Annotated in this window: 15 protein-coding genes; 8 read left to right on the top strand and 7 right to left on the bottom strand. The window is 63.8% G+C overall.

Annotated elements, in window-relative coordinates; all coding sequences use genetic code 11:
- Positions 1 to 41 precede the first annotated feature (41 nt).
- From dapF to ASD12_RS12150, 6 genes are all read left to right on the top strand, one after another.
- Positions 42 to 926 (top strand): diaminopimelate epimerase, encoded by an 885-nt coding sequence (dapF, locus tag ASD12_RS12175; RefSeq protein ID WP_056585727.1) that lies wholly within the window; start codon positions 42 to 44, stop codon positions 924 to 926.
- Complete coding sequence (mtaB, locus tag ASD12_RS12170; protein ID WP_056585725.1) at positions 926 to 2,239, top strand: tRNA (N(6)-L-threonylcarbamoyladenosine(37)-C(2))-methylthiotransferase MtaB; 1,314 nt, start codon at positions 926 to 928, stop codon at positions 2,237 to 2,239. Before dapF ends, mtaB begins: the two co-directional genes overlap by 1 nt.
- 11 nt (positions 2,240 to 2,250) lie before the next feature.
- Entirely contained in the window at positions 2,251 to 4,164 is a 1,914-nt protein-coding gene (gene ftsY, locus ASD12_RS12165) for a signal recognition particle-docking protein FtsY (protein ID WP_056585723.1), read from the top strand.
- A gap of 61 nt (positions 4,165 to 4,225) precedes the next feature.
- Positions 4,226 to 4,900, top strand: a complete 675-nt coding sequence (locus ASD12_RS12160) for a septation protein A (RefSeq protein ID WP_056585721.1) — start codon at positions 4,226 to 4,228, stop codon at positions 4,898 to 4,900.
- 18 nt (positions 4,901 to 4,918) lie between these two features.
- The gene (locus tag ASD12_RS12155; RefSeq protein ID WP_056585719.1) at positions 4,919 to 5,539 is read left to right on the top strand and encodes a pyridoxamine 5'-phosphate oxidase family protein; all 621 of its coding nucleotides are present in this window, start codon (positions 4,919 to 4,921) and stop codon (positions 5,537 to 5,539) included.
- Between the two features lie 39 nt (positions 5,540 to 5,578).
- Positions 5,579 to 6,109 (top strand): NADPH-dependent FMN reductase, encoded by a 531-nt coding sequence (locus ASD12_RS12150; protein ID WP_056585717.1) that lies wholly within the window; start codon positions 5,579 to 5,581, stop codon positions 6,107 to 6,109.
- 56 nt (positions 6,110 to 6,165) lie between these two features.
- Here ASD12_RS12150 and ASD12_RS12145 read toward each other — a convergent pair whose 3' ends face one another.
- Both ASD12_RS12145 and ASD12_RS12140 read right to left on the bottom strand, forming a co-directional pair.
- Positions 6,166 to 6,372 carry a 4-oxalocrotonate tautomerase family protein gene (locus tag ASD12_RS12145; RefSeq protein WP_013892236.1) on the bottom strand — a complete coding sequence of 69 codons (207 nt, stop codon included), beginning with the start codon at positions 6,370 to 6,372 and terminating at the stop codon, positions 6,166 to 6,168.
- Between the two features lie 75 nt (positions 6,373 to 6,447).
- Positions 6,448 to 7,368 (bottom strand): SMP-30/gluconolactonase/LRE family protein, encoded by a 921-nt coding sequence (locus ASD12_RS12140; RefSeq protein WP_056585715.1) that lies wholly within the window; start codon positions 7,366 to 7,368, stop codon positions 6,448 to 6,450.
- A 275-nt stretch (positions 7,369 to 7,643) separates the two neighbouring features.
- On the opposite strand from ASD12_RS12140, the gene ASD12_RS34845 reads away from it, so the two are divergent.
- On the top strand, positions 7,644 to 7,811 hold the full coding sequence (locus ASD12_RS34845) for a hypothetical protein (protein WP_081738754.1): 168 nt from the start codon (positions 7,644 to 7,646) through the stop codon (positions 7,809 to 7,811).
- 109 nt (positions 7,812 to 7,920) lie between these two features.
- Here ASD12_RS34845 and ASD12_RS12135 read toward each other — a convergent pair whose 3' ends face one another.
- The 4 genes from ASD12_RS12135 to ccmA form a co-directional block, all read right to left on the bottom strand.
- Positions 7,921 to 8,499: a DsbE family thiol:disulfide interchange protein gene (locus tag ASD12_RS12135; protein WP_056585713.1), complete on the bottom strand. Its 579-nt coding sequence runs from the start codon at positions 8,497 to 8,499 to the stop codon at positions 7,921 to 7,923.
- On the bottom strand, positions 8,496 to 8,663 hold the full coding sequence (gene ccmD, locus ASD12_RS12130; protein ID WP_056585711.1) for a heme exporter protein CcmD: 168 nt from the start codon (positions 8,661 to 8,663) through the stop codon (positions 8,496 to 8,498). The genes ASD12_RS12135 and ccmD overlap by 4 nt, the downstream gene beginning before the upstream one ends.
- A 133-nt stretch (positions 8,664 to 8,796) precedes the next feature.
- Positions 8,797 to 9,462, bottom strand: a complete 666-nt coding sequence (gene ccmB, locus ASD12_RS12125; protein ID WP_056585709.1) for a heme exporter protein CcmB — start codon at positions 9,460 to 9,462, stop codon at positions 8,797 to 8,799.
- Positions 9,462 to 10,091 carry a heme ABC exporter ATP-binding protein CcmA gene (ccmA, locus tag ASD12_RS12120; RefSeq protein ID WP_056585706.1) on the bottom strand — a complete coding sequence of 210 codons (630 nt, stop codon included), beginning with the start codon at positions 10,089 to 10,091 and terminating at the stop codon, positions 9,462 to 9,464. Before ccmA ends, ccmB begins: the two co-directional genes overlap by 1 nt.
- A gap of 281 nt (positions 10,092 to 10,372) precedes the next feature.
- On the opposite strand from ccmA, the gene acnA reads away from it, so the two are divergent.
- On the top strand, positions 10,373 to 13,063 hold the full coding sequence (gene acnA, locus ASD12_RS12115; RefSeq protein WP_056585704.1) for an aconitate hydratase AcnA: 2,691 nt from the start codon (positions 10,373 to 10,375) through the stop codon (positions 13,061 to 13,063).
- A gap of 52 nt (positions 13,064 to 13,115) precedes the next feature.
- Here the strand turns inward: acnA and ASD12_RS12110 are convergent, their stop codons facing one another.
- Positions 13,116 to 13,787, bottom strand: coding sequence for a ceramidase domain-containing protein (locus ASD12_RS12110; RefSeq protein WP_056585702.1), 672 nt, complete (start codon positions 13,785 to 13,787; stop codon positions 13,116 to 13,118).
- Between the last annotated feature and the right edge of the window lie 52 nt (positions 13,788 to 13,839).

The raw sequence follows: 13,839 nt of genomic DNA, 5'->3' as shown, positions 1-13,839 counted from the left end.
TCCGCCATATAGCGCCAAACGGACACGGAATTTTCGGAGCAATGGCCAGCACTGCCCCTTTCGCCAAGATGAACGGCATCGGCAATGAGATCATCGTTGCCGACATGCGTAGCCGTGCCGATCGGGTGACCGCGGCGGCGGCGATCGCGCTGAACGCCGATGCCGCCACCAGCTTCGACCAGATCATGGCGATCCACGATGCCAGGACGCCGGGCACCGCCTTTTTCATCGACATCTTGAATTCCGACGGAACCGGCGCGCAAGCCTGCGGCAACGGCATGCGCTGCGTCGTCCAGGCGCTTGCCGCCGAGACCGGCCAGAAGACCTTCACCTTCGAGACCGTTGCCGGCATCCTCAACGCACGCGAACATGCCGACGGGTCGATCTCGATCGACATGGGCACGCCGCGTTTCGGCTGGCGGGACATTCCGCTGGCCGAGGAATTCCGCGACACCCGCATGATCGAACTGCAGATAGGCCCGATCGACGCGCCGGTGCTGCATTCGCCCTCTGTCGTCTCGATGGGCAATCCGCACGCCATCTTCTGGGTCGACAACGACGTCTGGTCCTATGAGCTCGACCGCTTCGGCCCGCTGCTCGAGAACCACCCGATGTTCCCCGAGCGCGCCAACATAACCATCGCTCAGGTCACCTCGCCCGAGACCATGGTCATCCGCACCTGGGAGCGTGGCGCCGGCCTGACCAAGGCCTGTGGCTCAGCCTCCTGTGCCGCCGTGGTTGCCGCGGCTCGCACCAACCGGACCGGCCGCAGCGTCAGCCTGTTGACCCCCGGCGGCGGCACGCTGCATGTCGAATGGCGCGACGATGACCACGTCATCCTCACCGGCGCCGCCGAATGGGAATTTTCCGGCAGATTCGATCCGTCGACCGGAACATGGGCCCGCGACACCGAAAGCGCGGCCTGATGTCCGCTCTCACCAAGGGCCCAATCTCCGGGGGCATCGATGTGGTGACCTTCGGCTGCCGGCTGAACACCTATGAATCGCAGGTGATGCGTCGCGAGGCTGAAACCGCCGGTCTCGGCGCGCTGGAAGGCGGCGCCGTGATCTTCAACACCTGCGCCGTCACCGGCGAGGCGGTGCGCCAGGCCAAACAGGCGATCCGCAAGGCGCGCCGCGACAACCCGCGGGCGCGCATCATCGTCACCGGCTGCGCCGCGCAGACCGAGCCTGAAAAATTCGCCGCCATGGACGAGGTCGATCTCGTGCTTGGCAATGAGGAGAAGCTGAAGGCCAACTCCTATCGCGCACTGCCGGATTTCGGCGTCAACGACACCGAGAAGGCACGCGTCAACGACATCTTTTCCGTGCGTGAGACGGCGGGCCATATGGTCGACGCCATCGAGGGCCGGGCACGCGCCTTCGTCCAGGTGCAAAACGGCTGCGACCACCGCTGCACCTTCTGCATCATTCCCTATGGCCGCGGCAATTCGCGTTCGGTGCCGATGGGCGCCGTGGTCGAGCAGGTCAAGCGGCTCGCCGGAAACGGCTATGCCGAGATCGTGCTGACCGGCGTCGACATGACCAGTTTTGGGGCCGACCTTCCCGGCACGCCGAAGCTTGGCAGGCTGGTAAAGACGATCCTGAAGCAGGTGCCCGATGTGAAGCGCCTGCGGCTGTCTTCCATCGATTCGATCGAGGCCGACGACGATCTGCTCGACACGATTGCCACCGAGCCGCGGCTGATGCCGCATCTGCATCTGTCGCTGCAATCGGGCGACGACATGATCCTGAAGCGGATGAAGCGCCGCCATCTGCGCGATCAGTCGATCCGCTTCTGCGAGGATGTTCGCAAGCTGCGCCCCGGCATTGTCTTCGGCGCCGACATCATCGCCGGCTTCCCGACCGAAACCGACGAGATGTTCGAGAACTCGGAAAAAATCGTTGAGGAGTGTGGCCTGACCCATCTCCACGTCTTCCCGTTCAGCCCACGCGAAGGCACGCCCGCCGCGCGCATGCCGCAGCTCCGCCGCGAGGTGGTCAAGCAGCGCGCCGCCCGGCTGCGCGTCGCCGGTGAGGCTGCGTATACCAGGCATCTGTCGTCGCTCACCGGTACGCGTCAGTCGATCCTGATCGAACGCGACGGCCTTGGCCGCACCGAGGGTTTTACGCTTGCCGCACTCGGCACGGGCGCACCGGGTGAGATCATCGAGGCTGATATATCCGGCCATGATGGCAGCAGGCTGATCGCGGCGCCCCTTGCCGCCCGCGCCGCCTGAGAACGCAAAGCATGGCTGGTTTTTTCAAGAAGATATTTTCGTTCGGCAAGAAAGAGGTGGTCGAGGAGCGAATCGACGAGACCGCCCCGCTGCCGCCGATCAAATGGGAAGCGCTCGATGCGCTGAAGCCTGCGGCCGAGCAGGTCGTTCCGGAGTTCTTGAAGCGCGACGAGCCGCGGCCCGAGGCGGAAACGACGCCGACGCCGGTGGTCGAGCCGGAGGTAATTCCTGCGCCGGAACCGGCGCCCGTCGAGGAACCTGCGCCCGAGCCGGCACCGACCATACCGCCAGCACCGGAGCCGACTGTTCCCTCCCAGCCGGAACCTCTGCCCGAGCCCGAGCCGGAAGAAGAGCCCGAGCCAGAGACGCCTGCCGAGCCGCCGGCGCCCGAGGAGATACCAATACCACCCGCTGTTCCGGAGCCTGCTCCGGAACCGCAGCCGCAAGAAGTACCGCCACCTGCGCCGACGGAGCCGGAGATCGTCCCGTCACGCCCGGAAAAGCAGCCAGAACCTGCGCCTGTCGAAGTGCCGGCGCCGCCGGTCGAGGCTCCACCGGCAAAGCCGGAACCCGAGATTCCACCGGCGGAAATCCCAGCCCCTATTCGCCAGCCTCCACCGGTAGAACCGCAGCCGATCCTCGCCGAGATCGCGCCTGAACCGCAGGCCACGCCGACGCCCCACCATCCCCTCGATGGGGAGGGTCGACGCGAAGCGGCGGGGTGGGGTGACAGCGCCGACGCCAGTCGCCCCCACCGCCGAGTTGCGCTCGAGAACGCCCCCATCGAGGGGGAGGTAGAGCCCACGCGGCCCGAAGCCCCGCCAGCCGAAGTCCTCGCGCCCATTCGCCAGCCGTCGCCTGTTGAAGCACAGCCGGTCATGGCCGAGATCGCGCCCGAACCGCAGGCCGTTCCTCAACCTCCGCCGAAACCCGCTCCCGGTAAGGTGACCGTCACCAAGAAGGTCGAGCAGAAAGCCGAGCCGCAGAAGGCGCCGGAACCGGCGCCGAGGCGTTCATGGTTCCAGCGCATGAAGGACGGGCTTGCCCGTTCATCCAAGGAACTCACCGGCAACATTGCCGGCGTCTTCACCAAGCGCAAGTTGGACGAGGAGACGCTGCAGGACCTCGAGGATGTGCTGATCCGCGCCGATCTCGGCATGGAAACCGCCTTGCGCGTCACCGATGCGCTGGCCGCCAGCCGCTACGGCAAGGATGTCTCGGACACCGAGGTTCGCGCCATCATGGCGGCCGAGGTGGAAAAGGTGCTGACCCACGTCGCCATGCCGCTGGAGCTCGATCTCTCGCACAAGCCGCATGTCATCCTGGTGGTCGGCGTCAACGGCACCGGCAAGACCACCACCATCGGCAAGCTGGCAGCCAAGCTCACCGATGGCGGCCTGTCGGTGATGCTCGCCGCCGGCGATACGTTCCGCGCTGCCGCGATCGAGCAGCTGAAGATCTGGGGCGAGCGGACGAAATCGCCTGTGATCGCCTCCAAGATCGGCGCCGATGCCGCAGGGCTGGCCTATGACGCCTTCGAGAAGGCCAGGGAAGCCGGCTCCGACGTGCTGATCATCGACACTGCCGGCCGCCTGCAAAACAAGACCGAACTGATGGCCGAACTCGAAAAGATCGTTCGCGTGCTCGGCAAGCTCGATCCGGAAGCACCGCACACCGTGCTGCAGACGGTCGACGCCACCACCGGCCAGAACGCGCTCAACCAGGTCGAGATCTTCCGCAATATTGCCGGCGTCAACGGCCTGGTGATGACCAAGCTGGACGGCACGGCGCGCGGCGGTATTCTGGTGGCGATCGCGGCAAAGCACAAACTGCCGGTCTATTTCATCGGCGTCGGCGAACAGGTCGACGACCTCGAACCGTTCTCAGCAAGCGAATTCGCCAGGGCGATCGCTGGAGTGGCGTAGCAAGCATGTCCCAAAAAGTTGCAGACTTTTTGGATCGGATCATGCGTAAGAAAGAGATTCCATGAACCCACCCATTCTCGAACGCGATCCGTCGGACCCGCAAAAACAGAAGAAGGAAGGCGTCAATCCGCTGCTCAAGCTGGTGCTGGAACTGGGGCCGTTGATGGTGTTCTTCTTCGCCAATGCGCGCGGTGGATGGCTGGTGCAGAAATTCCCCGCCCTGGCCGAATTCGGCGGTCCGATCTTCGTCGCCACCGGCCTGTTCATGGCCGCCACGGCCATCGCGCTGATCGCTTCATGGCTTTTGATGCGCACCTTGCCGATCATGCCGATGGTGTCGGGCGTCGTCGTCTTCATCTTCGGTGCGCTGACGCTCTATCTGCAGGACGACATCTTCATCAAGATGAAGCCGACCATCGTCAACACGCTGTTCGGCGGCGTCCTGCTCGGTGGCCTCTACTTCGGCAAGTCGCTGCTTGGCTATGTCTTCGATTCGGCCTTCAGCCTCGACGCCGAAGGCTGGCGCAAGCTGACGTTCCGCTGGGGCCTGTTCTTCCTGTTCTTGGCTCTTGCCAATGAAGTGGTGTGGCGGAATTTTTCCACCGACGCCTGGGTTACCTTCAAGGTCTGGGGCATCATGCCGATCACGCTCCTGTTCACCTTCAGCCAGATGCCGCTGATCCTGCGCCACTCGCTCGACGACAAGACAGGGAAAGAAGAGAAGGCCGGGAAATAGGCAAGTAGGGAGGGGGCCATGGAATTCGTCACCACGCACGATCAGCTGAGGACGATCTACAAGACGCCGCGGCCGACCGACGGCTCGATCCGCAAGGAATTGAAGGCGCTCGACGGCCATTGCCGTTCCTTCATCGGCAAAAGCCCGTTCGTGCTGATCGGCTCGTCCGACGGCGACGGCAATGCCGACGTGACGCCGAAGGGCGACAAACCGGGCTTTGCCGCCGTGCTCGACGACACCACCATCGCCATCCCAGACCGGCCCGGCAACAACCGGCTCGACACGCTGGAAAATATCCTCGTTAATCCCTCGATCGGGCTGCTCTTCCTCATTCCCGGCATGAACGAGACGCTGCGTGTCAACGGCGAGGCCCGCATAACCGTCGATGCAAATTTACGCGAGCGGCTCGCCGTCGACGGCAAGGAACCGCAAAGCGTTATCGTGGTCGGCGTCAAGGCCGCCTACATGCATTGCGCCAAGGCCTTCATGCGTTCCGATCTGTGGAAGCCGGAAACCTGGTGCGACCGCGCGACGCTGCCGACGCTCGGCCAGATCCTGCGTGACCAGCTGGTTGTTGCCGATTCCGCCGAGTCGACCGACCGCTGGCTCGACGACGAATACAGGAAGACGATGTGGTAGGCTTTCGGGGCGTCGATTCGTCCTGACCGGTTCCATACCTTGCTGAACATCCTTGCCATCTCCGGTAGCCTGCGGGCGGCCTCCACCAATTCGGCGCTGATCGCCGCACTGGCGCGCAACGCGCCGCCCGGCTGCCGCGTCACTGTCTATGACGGGCTCGGGCGTCTGCCGATCTTCAATCCCGACGATGAAGGCGAGCGGACGCCGCTCGAAGCCTCCGCGCTGATCGATGCCGTCACCCAAGCCGACGGCGTGATCATCTCCTGTCCGGAATATGCCCATGGCGTGCCGGGCGGGCTGAAGAACGGGCTCGACTGGCTGGTCTCGCGCGACGCCGCTGTCGCCAAGCCCGCCATGCTGGTGCACGCCTCGCCGCGCTCGCTGTTTGCCCGCGCCGCACTGACCGAGATCATGCGCACCATGTCGTTCTCGCTTTGCGACGATGTGCTGGAGATCGCCCTGCTCGGCAAGAAGCCGCCTGATGTGGAGGCCATCCTGGCCGAGCCGGATAACCGGCTGGCACTGCATGATGCGCTGGCCGCCTTCGCCGGGTTTATCCACTCGCGCTGAGGCTGGGCATCGGCGTTCTGCTTTTCTCCCTTGCTTGCGGGAGAAGGAAGAAGCGCCTACCCCTTTCTCAGCGTCTCCACGTCGGTCTTGCCGACATACCAGTCGCGGGCATTGACCTCCTCGAAAACCACCCAGACATCGTCATTGCCGAGGCCGGTGGCGTCCATGATGGCCGCCGTGACCTTTTTGGCGATATCCGCCTTCTTGCCAGCCGGATCGGCGGCGATCACTTCCTTGACGATGCGGATGTTGACGAATGGCATTCTTTGTCCTCCCGGGATGTTCGTGTTCGCGACCCGCTTCGACGAAACTGTCGAACGGTCGCCAGTGCTCTGGTCTCAGTATGTCTTGGCGCCGTTGACCATCAGCCGCACCATGTAGAGCGACGTAGTGCCGGCGATGTAGAGGCAATTCAGCTTGTTGCCGCCGAACACGCAATTGGCGGTCACTTCCGGCACCTTGACCTTGCCGATCAGCGTGCCGTCCGGATCGTAGCAATGGATGCCGTCGGCCGCACTGGTCCAGATGCGTCCGTCCTCGTCGAGCCGGAAGCCGTCGAACAGGCCCGCCGTGCAGTCGGCGAAGATTTTTTCGCCAGAGACCTTCTTGCCGCCCTTGCCGACATTGAACACCCGCATATGCGCCGGATTCTGCGCCCCATGCGTGCGGCCGGTGTCGACGACATAGAGCTTGCTCTCGTCGAGCGAGAAGGCGAGCCCGTTGGGTCTGACCATGTCGGTGATGACGGCTTCGACCTCGCCGGTGCCGGGATCGACCCGGTAGACATGGCAGGCGCCGATTTCGCTCTCGGCCTTGTCGCCTTCATAGTCGGTATCGATGCCGTAGCTCGGATCGGTGAACCAGATCGAGCCGTCCGACTTCACCACCGCGTCGTTGGGCGAATTCAGCCGTTTGCCCTTCCATTTGGCGGCGATGGTGGTGACCGAGCCGTCGAACTCGGTGCGGCTGACGCGGCGGCCGGAATGCTCGCAGGTGACCAGCCGGCCCTGGCGGTCGACAGTGTTGCCGTTGGAGTTGCCGGATGGCTGACGGAAGACGCTGACATTGCCGTCGGTCTCGTCGTAGCGCAGCATGCGGTTGTTGGGGATATCAGACCAGACGACATAGCGGCCGGCGGCGAACCAGGCCGGGCCTTCCGCCCACTGGCATCCGGTGAACAGCTTCTCGACCTGCGCATTGCCGTTGAAAAGGCGCGCGAAGCGTGGATCGAGAATTTCATAGTAGTCTGCAGCTGCCATGCTTTTCCTCCCGGCATCAATGACACCGGATCAAGCCAGCCGGCGAGGCAGAAGGCAATGTGGGTCCGCACAGTGTCATACAAAAAGCACAACAAAGACAGATCGCTTGCCGGCGCCGCGCATGATGTCAGCGCCGCATTAACCGGCTATGCGTCCAGCGCAATGGTGCATTGCAACATCTTCTTTTTGCGACGCATCATTACTATGTCATGCTTCGTATCGATCAAGGGAGGAAGAAACGGCCGCCGAAATGCGGCGTCAAAAGGAACCTTGCTATGATCCTCGACAGTCTCATGACCCGCGCTCGCAACAGCATTGCCAAGCGCAAGCACTACAACCGCCTTGTCGCCGAAATCGACAGCTTTTCCAGCCGCGATCTGGCCGACATGCGCGCCGACCGCTCGGAAATGCTCTACCAGGTCCACAAGCAGATATACGGCTGATCTCAAATCTCGTGACACGCGCCGCCAAGGTGCGTTGAGACTCAGGTCAGGCCGAGTCGAGAACGGTGGCGCAGGAAGCCGCCGTTCGCACGCCGGCATCATCTGAATATCAACGTGCCGCCAGTGCCTTATCGATCTGTGGCAGCAAGAGATCTCTCGCCGTCTCGGGCGTCAGCGGACCGACATGCTTGTAGGCGATCTTGCCGTCCTTGCCGATGACGAAGGTTTCCGGCACGCCATAAACACCCCAGTCAATCGCCGTGCGGCCGGCTTCGTCGACGCCTATCGCCTGGAACGGATTGCCGAGATCGCCGAGGAATCGGCGGGCGTTTTCCGGCCGGTCCTTGTAATTCAACGCCGCCATGGAGAAACGCTTGTCCTGCGACAGCGCCAGCAGCACCGGGTGCTCTTCGCGGCAGGGCGCGCACCACGACGCGAAGACGTTGACCAATGTGACCTTGCCGGCGAAGGATTTCGAATCGAGTCCCGGCAGATTTGAGCCCTCCAGCGCCGGCAGGTTGGTTTGCGGCGCCGGCAGGCCGATCAGAGCCGACGGCACTTCCGAAACATCGCGCCCCGACAACAGCTGCGACAGGAACAGTCCGGCCAGGCCGAGGAAGATCAACAGCGGCAAAAGCACGAACAGGCGACGCGAGGGTGGCGTCGGCGTTTCCGTTTCGGCATTCATGGCTTGGCCGCCTTGTCGGAGCGCCGTCGCACGCCAGCCGCTTCCAGTTCGGCGAGTTCGCGCTTGCGCGCCCGCTGGTCGAGCAGAATCCAGCCGATCAGCCCGATCAGCACCACGGCGGTGATGCCATAGGCGGCGGTCACGTAAAGTGCGTGCGCGCTCATGCGACAGGCCCCGCCAAGGTGCGGCTTTCCAAACCGATCGTTTCACCCCGTCTAAACATGCCTTCCCTTAGCCTCGCCTCGTCGGCTTCGCAATCGGTCGCCGCGCCGCGGCCTTCGCGCTCATGCCGCCGCTTCAATCCGTGCCATGGCGCAACGCCAGCGCCGCCGAGACCGGACCCAGCACGGCAAGAAACAAGGTCAGCGCGGCAAGAATGAGGAAGGGCTGCAGAAACGGATCGGGATTGGCAGTGGCGCCATAGCTCGCCGAAACGCCGAAGATCAGCACCGGGATGGTCAGCGGCAGCACCAGCACCGAGATCAGCAGCCCGCCACGCGGCAGGGCCACCGCCACCGCGGCACCGGCGGCGCCGATGAAGGTGATTGCCGGCGTGCCGACCAGAAGGGTCAGCGCCGTGGCGCCGATGCCGAGCGGCTCCATGTTCATGAGCAGGCCTAGCAAGGGAGCCGCGATGACCAGCGGCAGCACGCTGCCCGCCCAATGCGCCAGGCATTTCGTCAGCACCGTCAGCGCCAGCATATGGCGGTCATTGCCGAGCACCAGCAGGTCGAGCGAGCCGTCCTCGCGGTCGGCCTGGAACAGCCGGTCGAGCCCAAGCAGACAAGACAGCAGCGCGCCGATCCACAGGATTGCCGGCCCGATGCGAGCCAGCAGCTTCAGGTCCGGCCCGACACCGAACGGGATGGTGGCAATGACCGCGAGGAAGAAAATCACGCCGGTCAGCGCCCCGCCGCCGGCACGGATGTTGAGGCGGATGTCGCGCAGGAAGAGGGCCCACATTAGGATGCGGTCCCTTGTTGAGGCAGGAGTTCCCCCATCACCAACCCCTTCGCCCCATCCAACCCAAGCGGCAGATGCGTCGCCGCGACAATCATCCCGCCTTCCGCGCAATGTCTCGCCATCAACCCCGCGAACCGCCCTTCCGAAGCCTTGTCCAGCCCCGCCGTCGGCTCGTCGACCAGCCATAATGGCCGGTGGCTGACCAGAAGCTTGGCGATCGCCGCGCGGCGTCGCTGCCCGGTCGACAGATAGCCGAACGGCAGGTGGCCAATGCCGCCAAGCCCGACCGTTTCAAGTCCCTCTTCGACGCCGAGCTGTCCATCACCGTTGAAGTCTCGCCAGAAGCGCAGGTTCTCCGCGACGCTGAGCGCTGGCTTCATCGCGTTCTGGTGGCCGAGATAGTGACAGGCCGACGCGACCGACGGAAACGCTTCACCGCCGCCTTCGATCTTCACGCTGCCTTCCGCCACCGGAAGCAGCCCGGCGATGACCCGCAGCAAGGTCGACTTGCCTGATCCGTTCGGCCCGGTGACGACGAGCGCCTGACCCTCCTCCAAGGCAAAGCCGATGTCGGAAAACACCGTGTCGCCGCCGCGTTCGCCGCCCAGATTTTCGGCGATCAGCCGCATCCCTCGCCTGCCCTGAAAACCATGTGTCGCGGCAGCTGCCGCATCGCACAAAATTGCTTTGCAACTGTCTAGAACTATTCCAGAAAATTCTCTATATGCGGTGCATCCGTGCCAGCGGTCGGCACGGGAACATAATTAGCGCCGAACCAGCGCACGCGCCGCCTAGAACGGCTCGGGTTGCTTGGGAACGGACAGCGGAAATGGCCGTACCCGCACCTTTGCGCGTGATTGCATGCCATCGGCGTCCGTTCCCTTTCAGGCTGAACAGACAAGGATCGCACGTGTCAAAATCCCTCGACAGTTTCAATTGCCGCCGCACGCTGACCGCAAGCGGCACCGAGTATGCCTATTTCGACCTCATCGAGGCCGAGAAGAACGGCCTTACCGGCATCGCCCAGCTGCCCTATTCGATGAAGGTGCTCCTGGAGAACCTGCTGCGCAACGAGGACGGCCGCTCCGTCACCAAGGAATCGATCCAGGCGGTGGCCGGCTGGCTGACCGACAAGGGCACCGCGGGCGTCGAGATCGCCTATCGCCCGGCCCGCGTGCTGATGCAGGATTTTACCGGCGTTCCTGCCGTGGTCGACCTTGCCGCCATGCGCGACGCCATGGCCTCGCTCGGCGGCGACCCGCAGAAGATCAACCCGCTGGTGCCCGTCGACCTCGTCATCGACCATTCCGTCATCGTCGATGAATTCGGCACGCCGATGGCCTTCGCCCGCAATGTCGAACTCGAATACGAGCGCAACGAGGAACGCTACAAATTCCTGAAATGGGGCCAGCAGGCGTTCCGCAACTTCCGCGTCGTGCCGCCCGGCACCGGCATCTGCCACCAGGTCAACCTCGAATATCTCGGCCAGGTGGTGTGGACCAACACCGAGGACGGCGAAACCACCGCCTATCCCGACACCTGCGTCGGCACCGATTCGCACACCACTATGATCAACGGCCTTGGCGTGCTCGGCTGGGGCGTCGGCGGCATCGAGGCCGAGGCGGCCATGCTCGGCCAGCCCGTCTCCATGCTTTTGCCGGAAGTCATCGGCTTCCGCCTGACCGGCAAGCTCAAGGAAGGCGTCACCGCCACCGACCTCGTGCTCACCGTCACCCAGATGCTGCGCAAGAAGGGTGTCGTCGGCAAGTTCGTCGAGTTCTTTGGACCCGGCCTCTCCAACATGACGCTGGCCGATCGCGCCACCATCGGCAACATGGCGCCTGAATATGGTGCCACCTGCGGCTTCTTCCCGGTCGACTCGGAAACCATCCGCTACCTCACAATGTCCGGTCGCAGCGAGGACCGCATTGCGCTGGTCGAGGCCTATGCCAAGGCGCAAGGCATGTGGCGCGACACCGGCTCGGCCGACCCTGTCTTCACCGATCTGCTCGAGCTGGAACTTGGCTCCGTCGTGCCATCGATGGCCGGCCCCAAACGGCCCGAAGGCCGCGTCGCCCTAGAAGGCATTCCGGAAGGCTTCGCCAAGGCGATGGAGACCGAATACAAGAAGGCCGCCGAAATTCACCAGCGCTACGCCGTCGAAGGCACCGACCATGATCTCGGTCACGGCGATGTCGTCATTGCCGCCATCACCTCCTGCACCAACACCTCGAACCCGAGCGTGCTGATCGGCGCCGGCCTCCTGGCGCGCAACGCCAACCGCCTCGGCCTCAAGCAGAAGCCATGGGTGAAGACCTCGCTGGCACCGGGCAGCCAGGTGGTGGCCGAATATCTGGAGAAATCCGGCCTGCAGAAAGAACTCGATCAGATCGGCTTCAACCTGGTCGGCTTCGGCTGCACCACCTGCATCGGCAATTCCGGGCCGCTGCCGGCGCCGATCTCCAAGACCATCAACGACAAGGGCTTGATTGCCGCCGCGGTGCTCTCCGGCAACCGCAACTTCGAAGGCCGTGTCTCGCCAGACGTGCAGGCGAACTACCTGGCGTCGCCGCCGCTGGTCGTCGCGCACGCGCTGGCTGGCACCGTCACCAAGGACCTCACGACAGAGCCGCTCGGCGAGGACAAGAACGGCAATCCGGTCTACCTCAAGGATATCTGGCCAAGCTCGGCCGAGATCCAGGAGTTCATCGAGAAGAACGTCACCCGCGAGCTGTTCGCCCGCAAATATGCCGACGTCTTCAAGGGTGACGAACACTGGCAGAAGGTCCAGGCGCCGGAAGGCCAGACCTATGCCTGGGACGACAATTCGACCTATGTGCAGAACCCGCCCTATTTCGCCGGCATGACCGCTGGTTTCGGCAAGATCGGCGATATCAAGGGCGCCCGCGTGCTCGGCCTGTTCGGCGACAAGATCACCACCGACCACATCTCGCCGGCCGGATCGATCAAGGCGGCCTCGCCGGCTGGTCAATACCTCACCGACCACGGCGTCGGCGTCGCCGACTTCAACCAGTACGGCACGCGGCGCGGCAATCACGAGGTGATGATGCGCGGCACCTTCGCCAATATCCGCATCCGCAACCACATGCTGGGCGAGAACGGCCGCGAGGGTGGCTACACCATCCACTACCCGTCGAAGGAAGAGGAATCGATCTACGACGCGGCGATGGAATACAAGAAGGAAGGCGTGCCGCTGGTGATCTTCGCCGGCGTCGAATACGGCAACGGCTCGTCGCGCGACTGGGCGGCCAAGGGAACGAATCTCCTTGGCGTCCGCGCGGTCATCGCCCAGTCCTTCGAGCGCATCCACCGCTCGAACCTGGTCGGCATGGGCGTCATCCCCTTCGTCTTCGAGGACGGCACGTCATGGGCCACGCTCAATCTCAAGGGCGATGAGCTGGTCGAGATCGACGGACTGAGCACGATCAAGCCGCGCCAGACGATGATCGCCAAGGTCACCTATGGCGACGGCACGGTGAAGAACGTGCCGATCATCTGCCGCATCGATACGCTGGACGAGCTCGACTACTTCAAGAACGGCGGCATCCTGCAATACGTGCTGCGCGATCTGGCAGCATAGTAAGGGAATAGGGACTAGGCAGTAGGGAATAGATACTCCTACTGCCTACTGCCTACTGCCCTGTCTTCGGCGCCCCAAAGCGCGCCGCCGCCGCCAGAAGCACGCCGAACATCAGGCCGTTGAAGATGTGCCAGAGGAAGTGCGTGCCGAGCGGGAAGCTGCCGCAGACCAGCGGATCGATCATCCGGCAGATGACGGAGATGATGAAGATCACCGAACCCGCCAGATTGTACCAGCCGGCGCGATTGCCGCTGGCCATTACCAGCGCACCAAAGAAGGCAAGCGCCAGGAACGGCGGCAGGTAGCCCGTCGTGCCGTTCGAGGCCTGGCGCAGCCAGTCCGGCACGGCCAGGGTTAGCGTCCCCACAATCACATAGAAGACAAGGAAGATGGCGATGGTCTTGCCCCATCGCAGGCCGAGGAAGCGGCGCAGGTTGAACAGCGTGTAGGCCAGCGTGAAGCCGGCGATCGGCAGCACGTCGGCCCAGACCGTACCCTTGGTGGCAAAGGTGTGGAAGATCGTCGAGCCGATGCCGATCGCCACCACCCACCAGGCCAGCACCTCGGCGAACGTCCCGCTGCCCACCCTTCGCACCTCGCGCACGCCCCACAGGCCGGCGGCGATGAAGGCGAGGTTCGTCAGGGCATTGACCGGCTCGGACCAGAATTCCGGCCCGGTCCGCTCGCAATAGAGGTCGACCGGCGCCAAAAGAGTTTGCCACATCGTGATTGCCGCCCGAATCGGTTTCTATCCTGAAGCGCGGACCCTCCTCCTA

The sequence above is a fragment of the Mesorhizobium sp. Root102 genome, assembly GCF_001425625.1.
Classification (GTDB): domain Bacteria; phylum Pseudomonadota; class Alphaproteobacteria; order Rhizobiales; family Rhizobiaceae; genus Mesorhizobium.
This window is presented reverse-complemented; position numbering and strand designations above follow the sequence as displayed.

Bases quoted from the DNA above. Each gene is read 5' to 3' on its own strand.
- ASD12_RS34845 (WP_081738754.1), top strand. From the start codon at position 7,644: ATGATCCTCGACAGTCTCATGACCCGCGCTCGCAACAGCATTGCCAAG.
- dapF (WP_056585727.1), top strand. From the start codon at position 42: ATGGCCAGCACTGCCCCTTTCGCCAAGATGAACGGCATCGGCAATGAG.
- ASD12_RS12135 (WP_056585713.1), bottom strand. From the start codon at position 8,499: ATGAATGCCGAAACGGAAACGCCGACGCCACCCTCGCGTCGCCTGTTC.
- ccmB (WP_056585709.1), bottom strand. From the start codon at position 9,462: ATGTGGGCCCTCTTCCTGCGCGACATCCGCCTCAACATCCGTGCCGGC.
- ASD12_RS12145 (WP_013892236.1), bottom strand. From the start codon at position 6,372: ATGCCATTCGTCAACATCCGCATCGTCAAGGAAGTGATCGCCGCCGAT.
- ASD12_RS12160 (WP_056585721.1), top strand. From the start codon at position 4,226: ATGAACCCACCCATTCTCGAACGCGATCCGTCGGACCCGCAAAAACAG.
- mtaB (WP_056585725.1), top strand. From the start codon at position 926: ATGTCCGCTCTCACCAAGGGCCCAATCTCCGGGGGCATCGATGTGGTG.
- ASD12_RS12140 (WP_056585715.1), bottom strand. From the start codon at position 7,368: ATGGCAGCTGCAGACTACTATGAAATTCTCGATCCACGCTTCGCGCGC.
- ASD12_RS12155 (WP_056585719.1), top strand. From the start codon at position 4,919: ATGGAATTCGTCACCACGCACGATCAGCTGAGGACGATCTACAAGACG.
- ccmD (WP_056585711.1), bottom strand. From the start codon at position 8,663: ATGAGCGCGCACGCACTTTACGTGACCGCCGCCTATGGCATCACCGCC.
- ftsY (WP_056585723.1), top strand. From the start codon at position 2,251: ATGGCTGGTTTTTTCAAGAAGATATTTTCGTTCGGCAAGAAAGAGGTG.
- ccmA (WP_056585706.1), bottom strand. From the start codon at position 10,091: ATGCGGCTGATCGCCGAAAATCTGGGCGGCGAACGCGGCGGCGACACG.
- ASD12_RS12110 (WP_056585702.1), bottom strand. From the start codon at position 13,787: ATGTGGCAAACTCTTTTGGCGCCGGTCGACCTCTATTGCGAGCGGACC.